This is a genomic window from Dactylosporangium sp. NPDC049525, from assembly GCF_040676755.1.
Classification (GTDB): domain Bacteria; phylum Actinomycetota; class Actinomycetes; order Mycobacteriales; family Micromonosporaceae; genus Dactylosporangium.
This window is the reverse complement of the sequence record NZ_JBFAPO010000025.1, coordinates 12,094-35,139: the sequence shown is the minus strand read 5'-3', so window position 1 is coordinate 35,139 and position 23,046 is coordinate 12,094. Positions and strand designations below refer to the sequence as shown.

Here is a 23,046-nt window from a genome sequence, read left to right as displayed (position 1 = left end):
GCACTTTTCGCCACTATCGGGGTGGAAGGGGCGGATGTCATGAAATCCCCTCAACGGTGCGGGTCTTGACCGGTTCGCCGATGCCGTAACGGCGCACGCTCTCCAGCAGCGACGCCCGGCGCATGTAGGCGCGGGCGCGCTCCGGGTCGGCAGCGATGGCGCGCATCTCGTCGTGGGCGCGGCGGCGGCGGTCCTCGTCGCGCTCCTTGAGCCGGTCGGTGTTGCGCTGGGTGTCGGCCTGCACGTATTCGACCGCGACCAGCCGCCGGACCGTGTCGAACGCGTCGAGCTCGGCGTCCAGGGCGGTGCCGTCGTGGCCCAGCGCGGGCCCGGTGCCGAGCGACCGGATCAGCCGGGTGGTGAGGTCCATGGCGTCGTGGATGCCGCTGTTGAGCCCGACCCCGCCAATGGGGCTGTTGACGTGCGCGGCGTCGCCGATGATGGCGACCCGCCCGGCTCGGAACCGGGCGGCGACGCGCTGGTGCACGTTGTAGAGCTGGGTGTCGAGCACCTGGTAGCCGTCCGGGTGGTGCGCGATGCGCTGCAGCCCGGCCTGGACCGCGGCGGCCGAGGCGGGGTCCTCGACGTCGGCCGGGACCGGCCACACGGCGCGCCAGGACTCGGAGGTGCGCAGGATGAACAGCCACTCCTCGGGGTCGGCGACGTAGTTGACGTCGGCCAGGTCCGGGATGAGGCTGCGCAGGTCGTCGGCGACGCTGGCGATGAGGAAGCGCTCGGGGTAGGTGAAGCCCTCGAACGCGACGCCGAGGGTGCGGCGGATCGTGGAGCCGGCGCCGTCGGCGCCGATGACGAACGCGGCCCGCCACGTCTCGACGGCCCCACCGGTCTCGACGGTCACGGCCACCTCGTCGCCGTGGTCGGTGACGGCGAGCGCGCGGGTGCCGAACGCGAACACCGCCCGGCCGGTGAGCCGCTCGTGCAGCATGCGCACCAGGTGCTGCTGGTTGAGCTGGAGCCGGTACGGGTACGGCGTCTCGTCGCCCAGCAGCGAGAAGTCGAACGCGGCGACGAGCCCGGCACGGCGGTCACGGAAGTGGTACTGCGGGACCACGAGGCCCTCGTCGTGCATTCGCCCGGTCACGCCGATGCGGTCGAGCAGCTCCAGCGTCGGGGCGTGGAAGGTCGAGGCGCGCCAGTCGGTCTGCGGCTCGGGGTGGCGTTCGATGACGACCACCGGCACCCCGGCCTCGGCGAGCATCGCGGCGGCGGTCATTCCGACCGGCCCGCCGCCGACGACCACCACCGGCAGTCCGTGCGTGGTGTTCCCTGTTCCCATGGCCGGAACGCTAGGACGGCTTCCGGTAGGCGACAAGAACTCCCGCAGCCATTCCGCTACATGGAATTCACGCTTCACAACACGGACACAAAAGAGCCCCGCCCGGGCCGGCCGGGCGGGGCTCCCCTGTTGGAGGGCGGCCTGCATGCGCCCGCCCTGTGGAGGGCGGCCTGCATGCGCAGGCGCGGTTAGAGGGCGGCCTGCATACGCACGCGGATGCCGTCGCGTGCGGCGACCAGCGGACCGAGGAAGGCCTCGGCCCGTGACATGTCGGGCATCCGCCCGGCCGGCACCACGACGGCGATGGCCGCGCGGGGCGAACCGGCGAGTTCGGGCAGAGCGGCGGCCACGGCACTGATGCCGGACTCGCCCTCCTCGAAGTTGAAGGCGAAGCCGGTCGCCCGGATGACGTCGAGCTCGGCGAGCAGATCGGGCCAGGTGGCGACCGACAACGGCGTGTTCGCGCCGAGCGCCCGGCCCGGATAGCGCCGCTCCAGGTCCGGCAGTGCCAGCTCGGCGAGGATGGCCTTGCCCGCGGCGGTGCAGTGGGCGGGCAGCACCATGCCGGTCCGGTCGCCGACACGCACCGACTGGGTGCCCTCCAGGCAGTCGTGGAAGCGCACCGTGTCGCCCTCCAGCAGCGCCAGGCTGACCGTCTCGAGGGTGGCGTCGCGCAACTCCTGCAGCACCGGCTGCGCCAGCCGGCGCACGTCAATGCGGTTGATCGCCGCGATGCCGATCTTGTTGAGCGCCGGACCGGCCCGGTAGGCGCCGTTGGGCCGGTCCTGGATCGCGAAGTCCCGCTGGCGCAGCGCACTGAGCAGCCGATGCGCCGTCGAGCGGGCCACCCCGAGTTCCTCGGCGGCGTCCGCGACGCGCAGGATCTGCCGCTCGCCGAGCATCTCCAGCAGGCGAAGCGCGTTGTCGACCGAGGCGAGGCCGTTGCCCGCGGCGACTATGTCGTTCGCCATGGCGGCATGCTACCAATCAGCATTCGGTGGAGCAGAACTCATCGCACACGGCTGTGCAACTCGCCCAGGCCGCTGATCGTGGCGCGCAGGTCGTCGCCGGCCGCGATCGGGCCGACCCCGGGCGGGGCGCCGGTGAACACCACGTCGCCCGGCAGCAGGGTCATGCACGCGGAGGCGTACGCGACGATCTCGGCCACGCCGGTGAGCATGTCGGCGGTGTGCACGTGCTGGCGGGTCGCGCCGTTGACGGTCAGGTCGATGGTGAGCGCCTGCGGATCGGGCACGTCCGCGGTGGTGCTGACCCATGGGCCGAGCGGGCTGAAGGTGTCGTAGCTCTTGCGCCGGGACCGATCGGCGGGGCTGCGCACGGTGATGTCCAGCCCGACGGTGTAGCCGAACACGTGCTCGAGGGCGGTTTCGACCGGGATGTCCCGCCCGCCGGTCCCGATGACGACGACGAGCTCGGACTCGTGGTGGATCTCGTGCCCGGCGGCCACCACGGCGGCGGGCAGCACGATGTCCTCGCCGGGGCCGGCGATCGAGGAAGTCGCCTTGAGAAACACGTCGAAGGACATCATCCAGGCCTCGACGGCACCGAGGGTGCGTTCCTGGACGCCGTGCATCTCCGCGACGTGCTCGGCGTAGTTGCTCGCCGCGGCGATGATCTTCGACGGGTTCAGCACCGGCGCGCGCAGCCGGACGTCCGCGAGGGCGTGCTCGGGCCCATCGGCGCCGGCGAGCGTCGCGCTCAGGTCGGCGAAGTCGCGGCAGAGCGCGCGCCACCAGCCGGCCGTGAGCGGATCCGGATCGTGGGGGTAGGGCAGGGCCGCGGTCACGTCCCGGACGCGGTCGCCATCCACGATGCCGAGCCGGTAGTCGTCGAACAGGGCGAGCCTCACGCCACTGCCTCCCGCCGGAAGATGCCGATCGCGCGCAGGACCGGGCTGTCGTCGATGCTGAACAGGTCAGCCCCGGCCGCGTGGTGCGAGACCGGCAGCCAGGACGGCACGACGAACATGTCCCCCGGTGCCCAGTCGAAGCGCTCGCCGGCGATGACGGAGTGACCGGCACCCTGGTAGACGACGAAGATCTGGTTGCCGGACTGGCGGGTCGCGGTCCCGTCCCCGGACACCCGATGCATGTGGCAGGCCAGCGTGGGCAGCACGCTGGCGCCGGAGCGGGGATTGACGAACTCCACCGACACGTGGGCGGCACCGGACTCCCCGGCGAGGCGGGTCAGGTCGGCGTCGGTGTCCTCGCGGCGGTACACCAGCAGTGGGGACGGGCTGGGGTCCAGCCGTTCGGACCGGCCGGGCACCGTGCGCGAGCCGCGGCTTGCGTGCGTGGTCTCCGACCGGTTGTGCGGCTCCTGCTGCGGCTGTTGCAGCGCCGGGTACTCCTCGAAGAACACCCCGTCGAGCGCCTCGATCATCGGCAGGTCCAGGCCGTCGAACCAGAACATCGGGCCGTTGCCGGTGTTCGTGTGGTCGTGCCAGGCCCACCCGGGGGTGAGCACGAGGTCGCCGGGCCGCATGTCGCAGGCGTCGCCGTCGACGGTGGTGAAGACGCCCCGGCCGTCGAGCACGAACCGGATCGCTCCCGGGGTGTGCCGGTGCGCGGGCGCCGACTCGTGCGGCCCGAGCGCCTGCAGCGCACCCCAGAGCGTTCCGGCCGCATACGGACGGCCGCCGAGACCGGGGTTGGCCAGGCTCAGCACCCGTCGCTCGCCGCCCCGCTCGACCGGCACCAGCTCGATCGCCCGCTCGGCGAGCGGCCGCAGCACGTCGCCGCGCCACAGCCAGGGCACCGCCCGCGGCCGGGGCTGCGGGGTGAGCAGGTGTTCGGTGATGTTCCACAGCGGCGCGAGGTCCGCGCGGGCAAGGTCCGCGTAGAACTCGTCGAGCCGGACGGTCTCTGTCGTCACGCGGCCTCCCTCGTTCGGTCAAGGATGACCGTAGAGTCGTGTTCTTTATTTCGGAAGAACACCGCCGTACTGTTCCTCTATGTCGAACACCCTGACCCGCTTGCCGGCGGTATCCAGCTCGGTGGACAACGCGCTGTTCCTGCTCCAGCTCGTCGGCGAGCACCGCGTCCTGCGCGTCTCGGAGGCCGCCGACCTCCTCGGCGTCGGCCGCTCGACCGCGCACCGCCTCTTCGCCGCGCTGCGCGAGCGCGGCTTCGTCCTGCAGGACCGCCCCAACGGCCCCTACCGCCCCGGGCCGGCGCTCAACGAGATCGGCCTCGCCGCGATCGGCCGCATCGACATCCGGCGCCTCGCTCAGCCGGTCCTGGAGGCGCTGCGCGACGAGACGCAGGAGACCACGAGCCTGGTGCTGCTCGAAGGGCGCACGGTGCGGTTCATCGACTGCATGGAGAGCCCGCGCTCGGTCCGCGTCGGCTCGCGCACCGGCCTGGTGATGCCCGCCCACTGCACCGCGTCGGGCAAGGCGATCCTGGCCACCCTGCCGCCGGCCGACCTCAAGCGCCGCTTCGCCGGACAGCCACTGACCGCCCGCACCGATGGTTCGGTCACCGACTGGCCGGCCATGGAGGGCGAGCTGCGCGAGATCCGCCGCCGCGGCTTCGCGATCAACTCCGAGGAGGCCGAGACCGGGATCTGCGCGGTCGGCGCCGCCGTGGCCGACCTGGTGGGCGCGCCGCTGGCCGGCGTGGCCGTGGCCCTGCCGGCGTCCCGGATGACCAGCCGCGAGGTCGTGCGCACGATCGCCCCGGCCGTGCTGCGGGCCGCGGCCGCGATCCAGGACGCGGTGCGCCACCAGCCGCTCGCCGCCGGGCCGGTGACGTGACGGACGCGCGCGACTCCGGCACGACGTGCCGGACGGCGAGCGACCGGCGGGCAGGACCCGCCAGGAACGCCCACCGGCCCGGCACGCGCGCCGAGGCCGGTCCACGCCGGACGGTGCCTGGCCGATCGGCCGGCGCCCGCGGCCGTGCGCAGCCGTGGGCGCCGCAAGCGGTCGACGGACGTCAGCAGCCGCAGGTGTAGTAGGTGATGTCCCAGTGGTTGCCCTCGTCGGTGTAGAGGTTGCCGGAGGCGGCCCGGTACTGGTATCCCCAGCCCGCGATGTAGCCGACATAGGTGTACGAGCGGGTGATGTAGCCGTTCACGCACGAGGTCTTGGCGATGTCGAGCTTGTAGCCGTTCCAATGGCTGTAGGTCCCGCCGGCGTGCCCGGTCTCGGTGCCGGCCGTGATCGTGATGGCGCAGCCGCTGGCCCGCTTGAACGTGATGATGCCGCTGATGCTCGCCTGCCGGATGCCCTCGAACGAGGTGCACGTGGCGTTGTTCCGGTCGCTGCAGTTGCCGCTCGAGGTCCAGCCGATCCCGGCCGCCCGCAGCTGCGAGGCGGCGCTGGAGTGGCTGACCGCGAACGCGGGCGTGCCGAATCCGAGCACGACGGCGAGCGCGGCGGCGGTGGCGAGGAGCACCGTGAGCATGCGGCGGCGCACGGTGTGACGGGTCGTTGACATGAGGCATCTCCTGGTTCGCAGCACAGGGGTAACTATTTGCGACAAGGAGGCCGGCCCGGAAGATTTTTACCATAGATCGTTCTCAATGCAAAGCTGCTGGCGTCTGGGTTCGCCGGGCCTCCGTGACGCCCGCGGCACGGTCGTCACGGCCCGTGTGTCAACGGCCCGGCCTGGCGGTCCGGTCAGCGGCCCTTGGCGGTCAGCTGCGCGTCCAGACGGGGGTAGACGCGTCGTACGTTGCCGCCGAACACCTTGGCCCGGTCGGCCTCGTCGATGGCAAGCGCATCGATGTAGCGCTTGGTGTCGTCGAAGTAGTGGCCCGTGGTCGGGTCGATACCCCGCACGGCGCCGACCATCTCCGAGCCGAACAGGATGTTGCCGGTGTCGATGACACGGAACAGCAGATCGATGCCGGGCTGGTGGTACACACAGGTGTCGAAGAAGACGTTGCCCATGAGGTGGGCATCCAGCGGCGGCTTGTGCAGCATGTCCGCCAGTCCCCGGAAGCGGCCCCAGTGGTAGGGCACAGCGCCGCCGCCGTGCGGGATCACCAGCCGCAGCTGCGGGAAGTCGGCGAACAGGTCGCCCTGCAGCAGCTGCATGAACGCGGTGGTGTCGGCGTTGAGATAGTGCGCACCGGTGGCGTGGAACGCCGGGTTGCAGGTCGCGGAGACATGCACCATCGCCGGCACGTCGAGTGTCACCATCGCCTCGTACAGCGGATACCAGTAGCGGTCGGTCAGTGGCGGGGCGGTCCAGTGCCCGCCGCTGGGGTCAAGGCTCAGGTTGAGGCCGACGAATCCCATCGCCATGCAGCGCTCGAGCTCGGCGATCGCGGCGTCGAGCGGTTCGCCGTCGACCTGGGGCAGTTGGCAGGCCCCGGCGAAGGTGTCCGGGAACAGCTGCACCACCCGGGCGATCAGATCGTTGCACGCCTGCGCCCATGCGACACCGACGTCGAGGTCGCCCTGGTGGTGTGCCATGGCGGACGCCCGTGGCGAGAACACCGTCAGGTCGGCGCCGCGCTCGGTGAGCAGCCGCAGCTGGTTGTTCTCGATCGACTCGCGGATCTCGTCGTCGGAGATCGTCGGGTACGGCGGGGCCGCCCGGCCGGTGCGGAATGCGTCGAGCTGGGCGACGCGCCAGTCGCTGTGGGCGGCGGGGACCGTGGTGTAGTGACCGTGGCAGTCAATGATCATGGCTGCTCGGCGCGCTCGGCGTGCTCGACGTAGCGCAGTCCCTTGGCGGCGAGCTTCTCCCGCATCCCGTAGAGGTCGAGGCCGAGTTCGCCGTCCGCGAGCCGGAGCCGTTTCACGGTCTCGTTCTCCTCGCGCGCCCGCGCGGCGTCGAGCACGCGGGGCGCGTCGGCGCGCGGCACGGCGACCACGCCGTCGTCGTCGGCCACGATCACGTCGCCCGGGTGGATCAGGACGCCCGCGCACACGATCGGCGTGCCCACGTTGCCGAGGGTCTCCTTCACCGTTCCCTGCGCGCAGATCGACTTGGCCCATACCGGGAACCGCATCGCGGTGAGCGCGGCGACGTCACGCACCCCGGCGTCGATCACCAGGCCCCGCACGCCGTGGGCGCGCAGGCTCTCGGCCAGCAGGTCACCGAGGTAGCCGTCGTCGCAGGGGCTGGTCGGGGTGACGACGAGGATGTCGCCGGGCCGGGCCTGCTCGACCGCGACGTGGAGCATCCAGTTGTCGCCGGGCGCCACCTCGCACGTCAGCGCCGTCCCGGCGACGGCGGCCGGTCGGTAGATCGGGCGCAGCCGGTGGTGCAGCAGCCCGGTGCGGCCCTGCGCCTCGTGGACGGTCGCGGTGCCGGCCGCGCCCAGCGCGTCGACGAGGGCAGGATCGGCGCGGGGCGTGTTGCGCACGACAACGGGCATGACGGCACCTCCGGATGTGTGACCGGCCAGCAGTTATGGCCGGGGGGTCTGCTCCTGCGGATGGGTGGCGAGCGGCTCGACGGTGATCTCCATCCAGGCGAACATCGGCAGGGACGCCAGGACGTCGTGCAGCACGGTCGCGTCCGGAGCGCAGTAGAGGCCGATGGAGTCCCGGGTGCCGGGCACGCGCCACAGCCGCAGCAGCGTCCCGGCCTCCCGCAGCTCTTTCGCCCGGGCGCGCTCGGCGATCACCAGGCGTTCGCGGAGTTCCCGGCCCTCGGGGGTGACGGGCATCCGGTTCGACTGACGTACGAGGAACTCCATCACGCCACCGCGTCTTTCACGTCCGAGGAGGTCAGCGCCCGAACGAGCAGCGCCGGATCGGTGAGCGGCACCTCATGATCGGCGTCGATCCGCTCGACGTGCCAGCCCAGGCTCGCGGCTCGTTCGGCATACGGCTCGAACGGCGTGTTCCAGCCGGCGCACAGCAGGTAGGTGCCCGCGGCGGTGATGGCGCTCGCCGAGCCGGCCGAGTCCTCGAAGTAGGTGCGCGCCGGCTGCGGGGTCAGCCGGGGGGTCACGACGTCGATGAGGTCCCGGTCGGTCACCCCGAGGTTGGCCAGCGGCCTCGGCGGGATGGCCTTGGCGCCGTCGATCTCGATGACGGACTCGCGGTAGTGCTTCGCCGCGTGCGGGGGCAGCAAATCGATGGCCTGTTCGCCCGCCTCGGGCAGGAACCCGTCGACGATGACCACCCGACGAACCCGGTTGCCGAGCTGCACGGCGGCGCCCACGGCGACCATGCCGGCGTAGCTGTGCCCGACGAGCACCAGGTCATCGAGGCCTTCCGCGGCGGCGACCACGTCGGCGACGTGCGTCGCGAGTCCCGGGCCCGTGCCGATCAGGTCGGCCCGCTCGGCCAGGCCGGCGAGCGTCGGCGCCACGACCTCGTGCCCCGCCTCCCGCAGGTGGGCCGCCACCGGATCCCAGGACCAGGCGCCGTGCCAGGCGCCGTGCACCAACAGGTAGGTCGTCACCGTCTTCGCTCCTCGTCCGGGGCCGCCATCGGCGGGTTCACTGTATGAAGATCACCATGGATTGTCAACGAAACTGTTCTCCATAGCGAAATCGCTAGCAGGATTGTTGACTATCCTGCACACCACCCACGAGACTTGGCCCGTGGCTTTCGTGATCACGCAAGGGTGCGTCGACATCAAGGACAAGACCTGCCTCACGGTCTGCCCGGTGGACTGTATTTATGAGGGCGAGCGGATGACCTACATCCAGCCGCTGGAGTGCATCGACTGCGGCGCCTGCGCACCGCAATGCCCGCAGGACGCGATCTACTACGAACTCGACCTGCCGGCCGACCGGCAGGAGTACGCAAGGGTCAACGCCGAGTTCTTCGACGACATCGGCTCGCCCGGCAGCTCGTCCACTGTGGACCTCACCGACCGCGACCACGAGACGGTCCGGGCGCTGCCGGCCACGCCCGGCGGGACGCACGAGCGGTGACGGGGCGGCGGATCGCGATTGTCGGCGCCGGACCGGCCGGCCTGTATGCCTTGCAGGCGCTGCTCACGCGGCCCGAGGTGGCCGGGGTCGACGTCTTCGACCGGCTGCCCGTGCCGTACGGGCTGGTCCGATACGGCGTCGCGGCCGACCATCCCAAGACCCGGGCCGTGGTGCGCGTCTTCCATCGGCTGCTCGCCGACCCGCGCGTGCGCTTCCTGGGCAACGTCACGATCGGCACCCACCTGCAGCGCGACGACCTGCGCGCCCACTACGACGCCGTGGTCTACGCCACCGGCGCGCGCCTGGACCGCGACCTCGGCATCGCCGGAGAGACCCTGCCCGGAAGCCTCGGCGCGGCCGAGTTCGTCTCGTGGTACTCCGGGCACCCCGACGCGGTCCCCGCCGACGCGCTGGCCGGTGCCCGCTCCGCGGTGGTCATCGGCGCCGGCAACGTGGCCCTGGACGTGGTGCGCATCCTCGGCAAGGACCCGGCCTCGCTGCGGGACACCGACATGCCCGACGAGGTGCTCGCGGCGCTGTCGCGCAGCACCCTGACCGACATCCACCTCCTCGCCCGCCGCGGACCCGCCGACGCCCGGTTCAGCCCGCTGGAGCTGCGCGAGCTCGGCGACGTGCCCGACCTGGACATCCTGGTCGACCGGGCCGATCTCGCCGCCGACCGGGCGGGCCTGTCCGGCGACGCCGGCCGCAACCTCACGCTGCTGGACGGCCTCGCCGACCGGACCCCGGCCGGCCGGGGACGCCGCATCCACCTGCATTTCTGGCACCGCCCGATCCGGATCGAAGGGGACGGACGGGTCGGGGCCGTCGTCGCCGAGGACCCACGGACCGGCACGACCGTCCGCTACCCGGCCGACATCGTCCTGCGCGCGATCGGCTACCGCGCCGTGCCCGTCCCCGGCCTGCCGTTCGACGACGATCGGGCGATCGTCCCGCACACCGACGGCCGGATCGCGCCGGGCGAATACGTGACCGGCTGGCTCGGTCGCGGGCCCTCCGGAGTGATCGGCACCAACCGGCCCGACGCCGTGCGGGCCGTGGCGAGCCTCGTGGCCGACCTGCCCACGCTGCCGCAGCGACCCGGGACCGCGCCGTCCGCGGTCCCGGCCCTGCTCGCCGCCCGCGGTGTGCCGGTGGTCGACTGGGCCGGATGGCTGCGCATCGAGGCACACGAGGCCCAGCTGGGTGCGCGGCGCGGCACCGCGACCGTCAAGCTCGTCGACCGTGCACGGATGCTGGCGATCGCCGCCACCTGAGCACCCGGCTGACCGACCGGCTGACCGACCGGCTGACCGACCGGCCCGGCCACGGCGTCTCAGGGCGCCACCTCCGTCGGCCCCGGCGCGACCGGGGCGAGGGCCGCGGTGAGGCGGTTCACCACCAGGTCTCGAATCGCCGTGTTCGGCCAGGCGTCCACCGCAACGGCGGTGTTCCAGAAATGCGTCGCCTCCGGCACGCCGACGAGCGTCACGTCGGCGCCGGCCGCCGAGAGCGCGGCGGCGAATCCTCCGGACTGCTCCAGCGGCGGCACGACCGGATCGCGCTCCCCGTAGACGATCGTCCAGGCGATCCCGGCGGCCAGCCCGGAACCGGCCGCGAGGCGCACCGGAGAGGCGGCGGCGTAGCGTGCCCCGAGCGCCGACGGCGGGCCACCCATCAGCAACTCCACCGCGTTGAAGGGCCGGGTCGCCGAGTACGCGTGCTGCGGGCGCAGGTCGTACACGCCGTTGACCAGCACCGCCGCCTGGCACCCGGTGTCCTGGGTGAGGGCGGCGGTGGCCAGCAGATGCGCGCCGGCGGACGTGCCCAGACAGCCGGTCCGGGCCGGGTCCACGCCCAGCCGGTCGCGCTGCGTCCACAGCAGGCGGAACGCGGCCGCGACGTCGTCGGCGGCCGCCGGCCACGACGGCGTGTCGTCGGTGGCGAGCGTGTAGTCGACGGACAGCGTGGCAAAACCCGCCGCGGTGAGCACCCTGGCCCAGCCGTCGTAGTCGCCGCGCGCGCCCATCTTCCAGGCGCCGCCGTGGGCCAGCACCACGACGGGCACCGGTTCCGGACCGCCGGGGTGACGCAGGTCGGCGGTCAGTGCGGTGCCCGCCGCCGACCGGTAGGTGACGGCACGTGGCGTGCTCATCCGTCGAGACCTCGCCGCCAAGGGATCACGAGCCGCTCGATGCCGTCGATGACGAGGAAGCTCAACCACCCCAGCAGGCCGGTGATGACGAGCCCGGCATACATGGTGTCGATGTCGAACACCTGCCACGCGCTGAGGATCATCCGGCCGAGACCGGTGTCGGAGTTGGTGAATTCGGCGGCCACGTCGATGACCAGGGCGATGCCCCAGGAGGTGCGCAGCGAGGCGAAGATGACCGGCAGCGCGCCAGGGATCGCGATCGTGCGCAGGTACCGGTGGCCGCGCACCTGCAGCGTGCGCGCGACGTCCTGATAGATGGCGGGAATGTTGCTGACACCGGCAACGGTGTTCATCAGCACCACGTAGGCCACGGAGACCGCCACGACGAGGTAGATGCTCGTGTCGCCGGTGCCGAAGATGAGCAGCAGAACCGGCAGCAGCGCGATCTTCGGGATCGGGTAGGTGGCCGCGACGACCGGGTTGACGAGCGCCCGCACGATCCAGACCCGGGCCGCCGCGACGCCCACGAGACCACCGACGAGCGCCCCGAGCACGAACCCCACGAGCACCCGCCGCCCCGTGGCGCCGATCGCCGTCCAGAGCTCGCCGCTGCCACCCAGCGCCCACAGCGTCCTGACGATCGACGTCGGAGCGGAGAAGAACCGCTGGTCGAGCACGCCGGTCTCGACCAGCACCTGCCACACGACGAGCAGCAGCAACGGCATCGCCAGGTTGACGTACTGGGTGCGCCGGTACCGGCGGGACATCGCGCGCAGGTCCAGCGGCTTCGCCGCGAACACGACCTCGCGCCCGGCGGCGGCCGGATCGGTCCCGGCGTCCGGCGCCGATGGGTTCACGGCGGTCATCGTCCCTCCCCTTGGGTGAGCTCGGCGGGGGCGCCGGTCAGGGCGGCCTGCAGCTCGGCCGCCAGTTCCGCGTAGCGGGGCTGCGCGGCGAGGCCGAGCGCGGTCCGCGGACGTGGGAACGGCACCTGCTGCTGGTGCACGACCCGGCCGGGCCGGCTGCTCAGCACGACCACCCGGTCCGCCAGCAGGATCGCCTCCTGGATGGAGTGCGTCACGAACACGACGGTCTTGCCGGTCTCCGCCCAGATCCGGGCGAGGTCCTGCTGCAGGGCGTGCCGGGTCGGCTCGTCGAGCAGACCGAACGGCTCGTCCATGTACAGGATCTCGGAGCCGACGGCGAGAGCTCGGGCCACAGCGACCCGCTGCTTCATGCCGCCGGACAGCTGATGCGGATAGTTGTCGGCGAAGGCGGCAAGGCCGACCATCTCCAGGAGACGGTCGACCTCCCGCTTCGCCTCGGCCCGCTTCACCCCGAGCGCCCACAGCCCGTAGGCGATGTTGCGGCGCACCGTCATCCACGGGAATGCCGACGGCTCCTGGAACACGGTCGCGGACAGGGCACGCCCGGCCGACCGCCCCCGCGGGCGGACGACCAGTTCTCCTTCGGTGTGCTCGTCCAGCCGGGCCAGCACCCGCAGCAGGGTGGTCTTGCCGCCGCCGGACGCACCGAGGATCGAGACGAACTCGCCGTGCCGGACCTCCAGGTCGACGCCGGCGAACGCCTGCACCTCCCGGCGTCCGACGGCGAACGACTTGCCGAGCCCGCGGGCCTCGATGGCGAAACTCACCCGGTGCTCCCGAGCGCCTTCTGCGCGGCCTCGGCGTAGGAGCTGTCGATCGACTTCTTGTACTCGACGTTCGGGGCCGTCACCAGGCCGAGTTCCTTGAGGGCGTTGAGGAACATGTCGATCGACTTCGTGTCCAGCGTCGCCGAACCGCCGGTCACGTAGTAGCCGTCGAGATCGGTCGCCGCCTTGATCGTCTGCACATGCGCCATCAGGTCCTTGGCGACCTCGGCCTTGGCCGTCTGGTCCTTGGCCCCGAACGCCTTGTTCACCAGTTCGGACGCCTTGAGGTAGGCGGTCATGAAGCGGTTGGCGAGGTCCTTCTTGCCGGAGAACTGCGGCGAGTAGAGCACGGTGGCGATCTGGTGATCCACGTTGCCGGCGAGCTGGTAGTTGGTGCCGTACAGCTTCGCGTCGCCCTTCGCGGTGGCCGCGGCGATGAGCGGGTCGACGAGGAACGCGCCGTCGATGGCGCCGCTGGCCAGCGCGGTCACCTGGTTGGGCAGCGACAGGACCTTGATCGGGACGTCCTTGTCGGCGATCCCGGCCTGCTTGAGCACGTCGTGCAGGTACGCCTGGGCGCCGATGCCGGAGCCGTTGACGGCCAGGGTCTTGCCCTTGAGCGTCTTCGGGTCGCCGGGCACGATCCCGGACTTGGTCGTCACGACGAGGCCGCTGGTGGTGTTCTTGTCGACGCTGCCGGCGCTGGCGACCATCTTGACGTCGATGCCGCGGCCGATGGCGTTGAACAGTCCGGCGGTGTACTGGCCCCAGCCGACGTCGAGCTGGCCGGACGCGATGGCCGGAATCATGTCCGCGCCGGACTGGAACGTGCTGAACTCGACCTTGATGCCCTGCTGCTGGAAGTAGCCGCTGCTGTCGGCCACGAAGAATGGCGCGTCGGCGACGAGGCCGAGCACGCCGACCTTGACGGTGGTGATGGTGCCCGGTGAGGCGGCCGCGCCGGTCTTGTCGTCGGACTTGCCGCCGCAGGCGGCGACGAGGACTACCGTCGCCAGCGCCAGGACGGCGAGCTTGAGAGATCTAGTCGCTCGCATGGATACGACCCTTCGTCGATGGCCCGGGGGTGGGGCCGCGCGGGGTGTGGATGTGAGGACCGGCCCGGGAGACCGGGTGGGGGTGTCAGTCCTCGTCGGCGTGTTCGTTGACGACGTTCGGCCGCCGGCCGCCGGTGCCGCCGGGAACCCCGGCCGCACGCAGCTCCAGGGCCTCGATCTTGCGGGTCCACATCTGGCGGAGCTTGATGATGACGCGGTCGGAGCGGCCGAGCCGTTCGTTGGTGCGATCGGCGATGCGGCCCTGGCCGACCATCGCGGTGTAGTCCTCTTCGGTGACGCTCTGCGGGCCGCGGTCGGCGGCCATGAGCTCCTGGTGCGAGGTCGGGGTCCAGCCGCGGCCGGCGCCCTTGATGAAGAACGGCACCTCCGGCACGAGCCGCTTCGGGATCACCGTGTTGCTGATCATCAGGGTGTTCTCGTCGTCGACGGGGACGAACCAGATGAAGTGGTCGAACTGGTGGTCGGCGCCCGTGACCAGGTAGATGGTGATCCGGAACAGGTTCGGGAAGAAGTAGTGCGTGACCCGCACGTCCTTCTCCTCGCCGTCGTTGCGGGTGCGGGTCGCGGTGATCTCGAAGCCGTATTCGGTCTCGACGCCGTCGACCTCGGGTACCCCGTTCCAGTGCGGCTCGCTGGCCCGGTGCACGAACGCGGTGTGCACAGGGTCGACGCCGTTCTCGACGGCCTGGAAGTAGTTCATCGGCCAGACGCCGGGCGGCCGGATGGCCGAGACGACCTGGTTCGCGTCGTTGTCGAACTGGTCGAACTGCCACATCGGCGGCGGCTCGCCGGGGCCGAAGTAGCCGAAGATCAGGCCGGCGTAGTCGACGGCCCGGTAGTTCGGGATCTGGATCTTGCGGGCGAACGTGTCGTTCTCGGCCGGCATCTCGACGCACTGGCCGTCGCCGTCGTACTTCCAGCCGTGATAGAAGCACCGGATGCAATCGTCCTCGACCCAGCCGGTGTGCAGCCAGGTGAGCCGGTGCGCGCAGCGGGCACCGACGATGAAGGGCTTGCCGCTCTGCCCACGGTAGAGCGTGAACTCCTCGCCGAGCACCCGCAGCGGCCTGGCCTTGCCGGGTGCGAGATCGGCCGAGACGCCGATCGGGTGCCAGTGTTGGCGGAGGACCTGCCCGCCGGGTGTGCCAGGACCGACGTTCGCCACCGGAACCGTATAGACCATCGCTGTCTCCTTGGCTCGTGCCCCCGACCTCACCAGCGCTGTCAGGCTGGGATGGCTCTCGCCGGGGCGCCCACCGGTCACCGTAGGCAGCGTTCAGAGATCGGTCAAGGGATTGTTAGCAATCGCGTTGACCTTCTGGCCGATGATATCGCCATCGATCGATTGGCCGAGGATTCAGCATGACGGAATCCTCGCTGGCAGACCTTTCACATCAAGGGACAACGGCTACAGTTCCGCCCATGCTCCCGGTGCTCATGGTCCGCGGCGGGCCCGTCGGCATGACCGCCACGGCCGCGCCGGCTCACCCAGCCGTCCCGGCCGCCTGGTGCCGCCGCTCCTCGCCGCTGGGAAGCATGCAACACCGCCGGGTCGGCGCGCCGTCCAGCGGCTCCGGACCGGACGCGGCGCAGCCCGTCACCGGCCGCGAGCGCGCAGCCGTGCGACCCGGGACGTCAGAGCCGCTGGGGCAACGCCGGCAGCGTGTCGGGCAGCTGGGCGATGGCGTCGATGACGCTCAGCAGGTGCTCGCGCATCGTCCGCTCGGCCACCTCCGGGTCGCCGGACGTGACCGCCTTGATCACCGCGAGGTGCTCCTTGAGGCCGACGCTCGGCCGGCCCGGCAGCAGCGCAACCCCGAACTGGTAGCGCACGCTGCGGTAGCGCAGCCGGTTCACCAGCTCCGACGCCGTGCTCTGGCCGGAGATCTCCCGGATGCGCAGGTGCACGTCCTGGCTGATCTGGCTATAGGTCATCACGTCGCCGCGCTTGACCGCCTCGCGCATCGCGGTGCCGAGATCCTTGAGCTCCTGGCGCTGCGCGGCGGTGATCCGCGCCGCCGCATGCGCCGCGCACACACCCTCCAGCGCCGCGCGCGCCTCGGTGATCTCAATGGCCTCGGCCTTGGAGACCGGGCGGACCCAGGCCCCGCGATTGGCCTCGCGGGCGGCCAGGCCCTCGTTCTCCAGCAGCACGAGAACCTCACGGACAGTGCCCCGGGAGGCGCAGAAACGGGCCGACAACTCGGTCTCGACGAGGCGCTGACCCGGATTCAGCTCACCGACCAGGATCGCCTGCCGAATCGCCTCCAACACGGTGGCCGTGTCCAGCAGCCGCTCAGCCGAACGCGTCGTCGTCATCGAAGTCCTTCCGAGGCCGGATGGTGCACCGGCCGGGCGCCGCTCTGGTGAACAGGATTGCTGATGATCCTATTATCAATCCGGTGTGCGGTCGATAGGGGCACCACCGTTCCGTCACGCCGTATCCGGGCAACAAGGAAGGAATCCCATGGCGGAGATCGTCGCTGCGGCCGCCGCGGTGCACGCCCCCCAGCTGCTGAGCCGGCCGCCCCACGAAGATCCGGCGAAACTCGACGCGAGCACCGACGGGCTGCGGGCCTTCGGTGAGGTGCTCGACGAGACCCGGCCCGACGTCATCCTGCTGATCGGACTCGACCACCTGGAGACGTTCTGGCTCGAGGCGGTGCCGGCGTTCACCTTCGTGCTGTCCCCCGAGGTCCACGCGCACTACATGCACCAGCGGCGGACCGCCCGGGTGCACACGGAACTCGCCGCGCACCTGCTGCGCGGGGTCATCGAGCGGGACTTCGACCCGACCTACTCCCAGGACGCGGTGCTCGGCCACGCGTTCCTCACGCCGCTGGAGTTCATCGTCGGCGACCGCGACATCCCGATCGTGCCGATCCTGGTGAACACCTACCTGCCGCCGATCCCGAGCCCACGACGGGCGTTCGCACTGGGGCAGGCGATCGGCGAGGCACTGGCCGAACGTCCCGAGCGGGTGGCGGTCATCGCCAGCGGCGGCATGTCGCACTTCCCCGGCACCGCACGCTACGAGCAGCCGAACTTCGCCTTCGACGAGTGGGTCATCACCGAGATGGCGCACGGCCGCTACGACGAACTGCTCGCGCTGAGCCCGGTCAACCTGGACGAAGTGGGCGAGAGCGAACTGATGACGTGGTTCGTCGCACTCGGGATCATCGGCAAGGTCCCCGGCACACTCCTGACGTATCAGGAACTGTCACACCACGGCCACGGGGTGGTCCAGTTCCTGCCCCCGCTGCCACCGGACCGCAAGTGGCTCGACAACACCGCCGAGCCCTACGGCGGGCACACCTTCACGTTCACCGACTACACGTACTACCGCTTCCCCGACCCGTCCACGCTGGAGATCAACCGGATGCTGCACCGGATCATCATCGAGGCCGACTACCGGGAGGCGTTCGTCCGCGACCGTGCGACAGTCGTCGCCGCGGCCGCCCTGCGCCCCGAGGAACGTGCCGCACTGCTGGAGACCGAAAGCTTCGACGCGCTGACCGCGCTCGGCGCCCATCCGCTCCTGGCACTCTCGGCCCGGCAGGTGGCGACGCTCGAGCAGCAGCGCCAGCAGGCCGAGCGGTCCGACGGGTAGGACCGGCGCCGGAGACTCCAGAGGCCCGGAGACCGGACGGCTACGGGCGCCGCAGGAGGCCCTCCAGGCGGGTCACGGACTCCTCGAGTTGCGGTGCCCAGCGGGCGACCTGGACACGGTTCCAGCGCACGCTCGGCACCGCGATCGCCATGGCACCGATCGAGGCACCGTCCGGGCCCGTCACCTGACGGCCGACGGCGCTCACGCCCTGCGCGCTCTCGTCGGTGTTGACCGCGAAGCCGCGGCGGCGGGTCGTGGCCAGGTCACGCTTGAGCGAGGCGAGGTCCTTGCCACCGCGGCCGCTCGGTGACGTGGCGCCGCGCGGGTACAGCTGACGCAGGTCCGGCTCGCTGAGACGGGACAGCAGGGCCTTGCCGACCGCGGTGGTGTGGGCCGGCAGCAGCATGCCGATGCGGGAGGCGATGCGCAGGATCTGGCCCGACTCGGCACAGTCGACGAAGCGGACGCTGTTGCCCTCCAGGACTGCGAAATGGCACGTCTCATCGATCCGGGCGCTCAGCGCGGCAAGGACGCCGTGCACGATCTCGCGGATCGAGTCGAAGGGCAGCGGCGGGGCGAGCGGCGGCAGCATCGGGCCCCGGCGGTACGCCCGTGACCGGTCCTGCACCGCGAACCCGCGGTTGACGAGCGTGGTGAGCAGCCGGTGCGCGGTCGAGTTGGCGATGTCGAGCTCACGCGCCGCATCGGACAGGCGCAGCTGGGGGCGTTCGTTGAGCAGGATCAGCAGCCGTAGCGCGTTGTCGACCGAGGCCAGCGCGTAGGGATCGTCTTTCCCAGCAGCAGAAAGCATGGGCGGTTCCTGTCCTCGTCGATCGAGTGACGGCAGCATACGTCGCAGAATCCGTCGGCAGCATCCAACGGATCATTCAAAAGATTGCCGGAAAGGACACTGCATGAAACGTTCCGGTGCAGGGCCGACGGTGCTGATTGCGGGCGCCGGAGTAGCGGGACTGACCACGGCACTCGCCCTGCACAGGGCTGGTGTGCCGTGCCTGGTGGCCGAGGCGGTGAGCCATTTCGATCCGATCGGTGCGGGTATCAACATTCTGCCGCACGCGACGGCCCGGCTGCATGCGCTGGGCCTGGAGAGCGAGCTGGCGAAACGCGCCGTGGAAACGCGGGAGTCCGTGTTCTTCAACCGTTTCGGGCAGCTGATTTTCCGTGAGCCGGCAGGTCGGCACGCGGGTTTCCCGCACGCCCAGTACTCAATCCACCGCGCCGATCTGCACGACGTGCTCCTCACCGCCGTGCGCGAGCGACTCGGCCCGGACGCGGTGCTCACCGGGCACCGGCTGATCCGGGTGACGCAGCGACCAGGCGGCGTCACCGCGCACTTCGACGGGCGGGGCGAACTGGACGCGGAGGTCCTGGTCGGCGCGGACGGCATCCACTCGGCCGTGCGGCGCCAGCTCTTCCCGGACGAGGGCGAGCCGCGGTACTCCGGCGTCACCATGTGGCGGGGCGTGTCGACCTGGCCATCGTTCCTCAGCGGCGCCAGCATGGTCCGGGCCGGCTGGCTCACCACCGGCAAACTGGTCGTCTACCCCGTCCGCGACCTGCCCGAGCAGCAGCTGGTCAACTGGGTCGCGGAGCTCGAGACGCCCCGCGGCGCGCATCGCGACTGGACCCGCCGCGGCGAGCTCGACGACTTCCTGCCCGCGTTCGCCGACTGGCGCTTCGACTGGCTCGACGTGCCGGCGATGCTGGCCGCCGCCAGCCAGATCCTGCTGTTCCCGATGGTGGACCAGGACCCGCTGCCGCGCTGGAGCCACGGCCGGGTCACACTGCTCGGCGACTCGGCCCACCCGATGGTGCCGCGCGGCTCCAACGGCGCCGGACAGGCGATCCTCGACGCCGCGGTCCTCGCCGAATGCCTCGCCGCCCAGCCGGGCGACCCGGTGGCGGCGCTGGAGGAATACGACCGCAGGCGACGGCCACCCACTTCCGAGATCGTGCTGCTGAATCGCCGGACGCCACCCGACGCGATTCTGCGGGAAGTGTACGAGCGCACCGGCGACCGGCCGTTCCGGCACATCGACGACGTCGTGTCGCAGACGTATCTGGCGGAGATCGCGGCCCGGTACCGCGTGGCCACCGGCCAGGTCCGCACAGCGTAAAAAGAAATGCGGGACCGGGTAATCCGGTCCCGCATTTCCTGTGGTTCAGATCTTGTAGAGCCGCTGCGCGTTGTTGGCGAAGATGTCAGCCTTGTCGGCCGCGGACAGGAACCCGATGCTCTCGATGACCGGCTTCAGCACGTCCATCCGGTTTCCGGTGACGGGGTCGACGACCGAGGCACTGCCCGGAATCTCCGTGCCGAAGACACAGCGGTCCGTGCCGACGACCTTGAAGAGCAGTTCGAGCCCCTCCACGGAATAGACGCAGGTGTCGAAGTACATCTGCCGCATCCGCTCGACGAAGACGTCCCGGGTGCCGCGCCGGAAGTGCGCCGCCCGGAACCGGCCCAGCTGATACGGCACCGCACCCCCGCCGTGGCCGACCACGACCTTGAGGTCGGGGAACCGGTCGAACACGTCGGAGTTCGCCAGGCTCGCGACCGCGATCGTCTCCTCGTTGATGAAATGGATCGAGTGCAGCTCGCGTTGCGTACCGCAGCTGGCCGAGTGGATGAGCATCGGCACGTCCAGCTCGCACAGCTTCTCGTACACCGGATACCAGAACGGATCGCCGAGGCCCGGCGGGGCCGGCGCGTCACCTTCCATCGGGTCCGGGTTGAGCAGGCACCCCACGAACCCGAGCTCGGTGACGCACCGCTCGAGCTCGCCGAGGCAGTCGCGGGGGTCGTCGAGGCGGAACTGCGGCAGCCCGGCGATGCCACGCAGCCGGTCCGGGCGCAGCGCCACCTGAGCGGCGATCACGTCGTTGACGTACCGCGTCCAGTGGGCGACGAGCCGCGGGTTGAACAGGCTGTGCATCATCATGTACGGCCGCGGCGAAATGAGCTGCAGGTCGACGCCGGCCATGTCGAGCAGGGCGACGTGCTGGTCCATCGCCGGCTGCAGCAGCTCCGTGGTGAGCGCGGGCGGCCGCATCGGTGCCCGGTTCGCAACGATTTTCGCCTGGTACTCGTAGACCTCCGCCGGAGCCGACACATGCCCGTGGGCATCGATGGTGATCATGCGCCCTCCTGCGGGGTCCAGTATGCGAAAGCCAGGCCGCACGGCGACGCCGGCACCGGAACGTAGTCGACGACGGTGCCCGGCACCTCGCCGGCGACCGCGGCCGCGACGATCCAGTTCCGGACCTCACCGCTGCCGCTGCCGACCCCACCGGCCATCCCGGTCCGCGGCCCCACCGCCGAAACGACCGGCGGGGCGGCGTCGAACCACCGCGCCAGCCCGTGCGGGTCACCGGCCCTCACCGCGTCGAGCACAGCGGTGTCGAACGGCTCGTTGAGCGACGCGTCCGGGGCACCGGGCGTGTGCCACAGCCCGCCCGAGCCGATCACCGCGACCCGCAGATCCGCGTCCCAGGCATCGATGAGTTCACGGACCGCGACACCGAGCTGGTAGCAGCGCTCGCCGGTCGGTTGCGGCTCGAAGTAGCAGTTCACGAAGAACGGGACGGTCGGCAGGTCGTAGTCCGGCCGCAGGTGGAACGACGGCCGCATGAACGCGTGACCGATACCCTCATCGGGCTCGGGCAGCTCGGTGGAGAACGCGAGGTCGAAATGGCGGGCGACGAGGCCCTCCATCAGGTACCGCGCGAGCGGCGCATGCGACTTGACCTGCGTCCACGACTGCGGGGTCTTCGGGGTGCGCTGCCGCTGGACCCCCGGCACATACATGCTCTGCCAGGGCGAGACCTTGTAACCCTCGTAGGACTCACCGACGTACAGCCCGAACGCCGGGAAGTTGGCGAAATGGAACTGCTCGCCCTGGTCGTCGCCGAACACCAGCAGCACGTCGGGCTCGGCCGCGGCCAGCCGCTCGCGCAGGACGCCGAGCGCCGCCAGGCTCCGCGCATGCTTGTCCCGGTTGACCTCGGGCGGGTCGACGGGCAGACCGGGGTGGGTACCGCCGGCCGCCGTCCGCGCCGCCCGCACCGCATCCCACTCCTGCGGGGTCGCGTACAGAAACGGCGAGTGCGAGGTCGCCAGAACCAGGCTCACTTCGGCCATGATGCTCCCTCCAGCGGCTGCGCCTGCGCGGACAGCCAGGCGTGCCAGTCGGCGTCACCGTCCACAGTGGTGGCGGCGGTGATGAGCGCGTCCGCCGCCGCCGGGTCACCGGCCGGCTCCTCCCCGCGCTGCAGCGCCGCGATGCCGTCGAGCAGCACCCGGCGCGACGCCGCGATCGCCCGGTCGGTGGTGCCGAGCTTCTCCGTCGTACGGTCCTGGATCGGGCCCTGCGACTCGACCGCGTAGGCGTCATGCACCTCGAAGTTGCTGCCGAGCCCGGCGAACCACTGATCCTGCATGGTCGCGCGGTCCTGCAGGTACCGGTTGGCGGCGTGCCGCTTGAGCGAGAAGTCCGGGTTCATCTCCTCGGGGTCGAAGCCGACGGCCCGCTCCCGGTCGATCGGCACGCCGACGGTGAACTGCACGACGTACTTGTGATGCGTGACGTCGTCGATCGGGACGTGCCAGTGCATCTGGTAGCCGCCGGGCTCGCACACCGGCGTCGGGAACGAGCTCGCGTTGGGCGTGATGAAGTTCGACACCCGCACCAGCCGGCGCTCCCCCATCGTGCGGACCGCGACGATCCGGGCGCCGAAGCTCGCCGGGGTCACCTCGATCTCGGGGGCCGGGTCGGCGCGGTGCACGTCGAACCGGTCCAGCCGCGCGTGCAGGAACGACAGGTGCTGCGGGTCGAGGTTGCCCTCGTTGCCCTGCAGGTAGTTGCAGTTGAGGCGGACCTTGACCACGGCCCGGCTCTCCTCAGGCACGTCCATGAAGCCGTAACGCGGCAGCGGCGGCGGCTCGCCCGGGCCCATCCAGGCGAAGACGATCCCGCCGGCTTCCTCACACGGGTACGCGGTGTTGCGGACCCGCTCGAAGTAGCGGCTGCCGGGCGGCTCGCCCGGCTGGGCCAGGCAGCGGCCGTCGGGCGCCCACAGCCAGCCGTGGTACAGGCAGCGCAGGCCGCCGTCCTCGAGCCGGCCGTAGCTGAGGTCGGCGCCGCGGTGCGGGCAGTGCCGGCCGAGAAGGCGGGGCGTGCCGTCCTCCGCCCGGAACAGCACCAGCTCCTCCCCCATCACCTGCAGCGGGACGGGATCGCCGGCGGCGAGCTCGGTGCCCAGGGCGACCGGCTGCCAGTAGCAGCGCATCAGCTGCCCACCGGGTGTCTGTGCGCCGGTGCGGGTGAGCAGTTCGCTGTTCTCCTTGCTGAGCATGGCAGT

At 71.1% G+C, this 23,046-nt stretch carries 24 protein-coding genes; 5 read left to right on the top strand and 19 right to left on the bottom strand.

The features are described from left to right. Positions 1-37: 37 nt before the first annotated feature. The 4 genes from AB0K00_RS30775 to AB0K00_RS30760 form a co-directional block, all read right to left on the bottom strand. Entirely contained in the window at positions 38-1,297 is a 1,260-nt protein-coding gene (locus AB0K00_RS30775) for an FAD-dependent oxidoreductase (protein WP_363527233.1), read from the bottom strand. A 188-nt stretch (positions 1,298-1,485) separates the two neighbouring features. After that, positions 1,486-2,268: an IclR family transcriptional regulator gene (locus tag AB0K00_RS30770; protein ID WP_363527230.1), complete on the bottom strand. Its 783-nt coding sequence runs from the start codon at positions 2,266-2,268 to the stop codon at positions 1,486-1,488. A gap of 38 nt (positions 2,269-2,306) precedes the next feature. Continuing rightward, a complete protein-coding gene (locus AB0K00_RS30765; protein WP_363527227.1) occupies positions 2,307-3,167 on the bottom strand; it encodes a fumarylacetoacetate hydrolase family protein in 861 nt (286 codons plus the stop codon). Continuing rightward, positions 3,164-4,192 carry a cupin domain-containing protein gene (locus AB0K00_RS30760; RefSeq protein WP_363527224.1) on the bottom strand — a complete coding sequence of 343 codons (1,029 nt, stop codon included), beginning with the start codon at positions 4,190-4,192 and terminating at the stop codon, positions 3,164-3,166. The genes AB0K00_RS30765 and AB0K00_RS30760 overlap by 4 nt, the downstream gene beginning before the upstream one ends. Positions 4,193-4,271: 79 nt before the next feature. Between AB0K00_RS30760 and AB0K00_RS30755 the strand changes: the two genes are divergently transcribed. Then, positions 4,272-5,075: an IclR family transcriptional regulator gene (locus AB0K00_RS30755; protein ID WP_363527221.1), complete on the top strand. Its 804-nt coding sequence runs from the start codon at positions 4,272-4,274 to the stop codon at positions 5,073-5,075. Positions 5,076-5,256: 181 nt separating this feature from the next. On the opposite strand, the gene AB0K00_RS30750 is transcribed toward AB0K00_RS30755, so the two are convergent. The 5 genes from AB0K00_RS30750 to AB0K00_RS30730 all read right to left on the bottom strand — a co-directional run bounded on the left by AB0K00_RS30750 (position 5,257) and on the right by AB0K00_RS30730 (position 8,691). After that, complete coding sequence (locus AB0K00_RS30750) at positions 5,257-5,760, bottom strand: hypothetical protein (RefSeq protein WP_363527218.1); 504 nt, start codon at positions 5,758-5,760, stop codon at positions 5,257-5,259. A gap of 182 nt (positions 5,761-5,942) precedes the next feature. After that, positions 5,943-6,959 (bottom strand): amidohydrolase family protein, encoded by a 1,017-nt coding sequence (locus tag AB0K00_RS30745; protein WP_363527215.1) that lies wholly within the window; start codon positions 6,957-6,959, stop codon positions 5,943-5,945. Continuing rightward, entirely contained in the window at positions 6,956-7,654 is a 699-nt protein-coding gene (locus AB0K00_RS30740; protein WP_363527212.1) for a 4-carboxy-4-hydroxy-2-oxoadipate aldolase/oxaloacetate decarboxylase, read from the bottom strand. The genes AB0K00_RS30745 and AB0K00_RS30740 overlap by 4 nt, the downstream gene beginning before the upstream one ends. A 33-nt stretch (positions 7,655-7,687) precedes the next feature. Continuing rightward, positions 7,688-7,978 (bottom strand): muconolactone Delta-isomerase family protein, encoded by a 291-nt coding sequence (locus tag AB0K00_RS30735; protein WP_363527209.1) that lies wholly within the window; start codon positions 7,976-7,978, stop codon positions 7,688-7,690. Continuing rightward, positions 7,978-8,691 (bottom strand): alpha/beta hydrolase, encoded by a 714-nt coding sequence (locus tag AB0K00_RS30730; protein WP_363527206.1) that lies wholly within the window; start codon positions 8,689-8,691, stop codon positions 7,978-7,980. Before AB0K00_RS30730 ends, AB0K00_RS30735 begins: the two co-directional genes overlap by 1 nt. 142 nt (positions 8,692-8,833) lie before the next feature. Here AB0K00_RS30730 and fdxA point away from each other — a divergent pair, with 142 nt between their 5' ends. Continuing rightward, complete coding sequence (gene fdxA, locus AB0K00_RS30725) at positions 8,834-9,169, top strand: ferredoxin (protein ID WP_363527203.1); 336 nt, start codon at positions 8,834-8,836, stop codon at positions 9,167-9,169. Then, the gene (locus tag AB0K00_RS30720; protein ID WP_363527201.1) at positions 9,166-10,446 is read left to right on the top strand and encodes an FAD-dependent oxidoreductase; all 1,281 of its coding nucleotides are present in this window, start codon (positions 9,166-9,168) and stop codon (positions 10,444-10,446) included. Before fdxA ends, AB0K00_RS30720 begins: the two co-directional genes overlap by 4 nt. Positions 10,447-10,505: 59 nt before the next feature. Here the strand turns inward: AB0K00_RS30720 and AB0K00_RS30715 are convergent, their stop codons facing one another. From AB0K00_RS30715 to AB0K00_RS30690, 6 genes are all read right to left on the bottom strand, one after another. Then, entirely contained in the window at positions 10,506-11,324 is an 819-nt protein-coding gene (locus tag AB0K00_RS30715) for an alpha/beta hydrolase fold domain-containing protein (RefSeq protein ID WP_363527198.1), read from the bottom strand. Then, complete coding sequence (locus tag AB0K00_RS30710; RefSeq protein ID WP_363527196.1) at positions 11,321-12,190, bottom strand: ABC transporter permease; 870 nt, start codon at positions 12,188-12,190, stop codon at positions 11,321-11,323. Before AB0K00_RS30710 ends, AB0K00_RS30715 begins: the two co-directional genes overlap by 4 nt. Beyond that, entirely contained in the window at positions 12,187-12,978 is a 792-nt protein-coding gene (locus tag AB0K00_RS30705) for an ABC transporter ATP-binding protein (protein WP_363527193.1), read from the bottom strand. The genes AB0K00_RS30710 and AB0K00_RS30705 overlap by 4 nt, the downstream gene beginning before the upstream one ends. Continuing rightward, positions 12,975-14,033 (bottom strand): ABC transporter substrate-binding protein, encoded by a 1,059-nt coding sequence (locus AB0K00_RS30700; RefSeq protein WP_363527190.1) that lies wholly within the window; start codon positions 14,031-14,033, stop codon positions 12,975-12,977. Before AB0K00_RS30700 ends, AB0K00_RS30705 begins: the two co-directional genes overlap by 4 nt. An 85-nt stretch (positions 14,034-14,118) precedes the next feature. Beyond that, positions 14,119-15,237, bottom strand: coding sequence for a Rieske 2Fe-2S domain-containing protein (locus tag AB0K00_RS30695; RefSeq protein WP_363527187.1), 1,119 nt, complete (start codon positions 15,235-15,237; stop codon positions 14,119-14,121). Between the two features lie 452 nt (positions 15,238-15,689). Further along, a complete protein-coding gene (locus tag AB0K00_RS30690) occupies positions 15,690-16,373 on the bottom strand; it encodes a GntR family transcriptional regulator (RefSeq protein ID WP_363527184.1) in 684 nt (227 codons plus the stop codon). A 148-nt stretch (positions 16,374-16,521) separates the two neighbouring features. Between AB0K00_RS30690 and AB0K00_RS30685 the strand changes: the two genes are divergently transcribed. Next, a complete protein-coding gene (locus tag AB0K00_RS30685) occupies positions 16,522-17,664 on the top strand; it encodes a hypothetical protein (RefSeq protein WP_363527181.1) in 1,143 nt (380 codons plus the stop codon). A 40-nt stretch (positions 17,665-17,704) separates the two neighbouring features. Here AB0K00_RS30685 and AB0K00_RS30680 read toward each other — a convergent pair whose 3' ends face one another. Further along, positions 17,705-18,475, bottom strand: a complete 771-nt coding sequence (locus tag AB0K00_RS30680; protein ID WP_363527178.1) for an IclR family transcriptional regulator — start codon at positions 18,473-18,475, stop codon at positions 17,705-17,707. A gap of 103 nt (positions 18,476-18,578) precedes the next feature. Between AB0K00_RS30680 and AB0K00_RS30675 the strand changes: the two genes are divergently transcribed. Further along, on the top strand, positions 18,579-19,802 hold the full coding sequence (locus tag AB0K00_RS30675) for a flavin-dependent oxidoreductase (protein ID WP_363527175.1): 1,224 nt from the start codon (positions 18,579-18,581) through the stop codon (positions 19,800-19,802). 45 nt (positions 19,803-19,847) lie between these two features. Here the strand turns inward: AB0K00_RS30675 and AB0K00_RS30670 are convergent, their stop codons facing one another. Genes AB0K00_RS30670 through AB0K00_RS30660 form a run of 3 tightly spaced genes read right to left on the bottom strand, consistent with a single transcriptional unit; the run spans position 19,848 to position 23,040 of the window. Beyond that, on the bottom strand, positions 19,848-20,825 hold the full coding sequence (locus AB0K00_RS30670; RefSeq protein WP_363527171.1) for an amidohydrolase family protein: 978 nt from the start codon (positions 20,823-20,825) through the stop codon (positions 19,848-19,850). Further along, the gene (locus tag AB0K00_RS30665) at positions 20,822-21,817 is read right to left on the bottom strand and encodes a hypothetical protein (protein WP_363527168.1); all 996 of its coding nucleotides are present in this window, start codon (positions 21,815-21,817) and stop codon (positions 20,822-20,824) included. The genes AB0K00_RS30670 and AB0K00_RS30665 overlap by 4 nt, the downstream gene beginning before the upstream one ends. Further along, a complete protein-coding gene (locus AB0K00_RS30660) occupies positions 21,814-23,040 on the bottom strand; it encodes an aromatic ring-hydroxylating dioxygenase subunit alpha (protein ID WP_363527165.1) in 1,227 nt (408 codons plus the stop codon). The genes AB0K00_RS30665 and AB0K00_RS30660 overlap by 4 nt, the downstream gene beginning before the upstream one ends. Between the last annotated feature and the right edge of the window lie 6 nt (positions 23,041-23,046).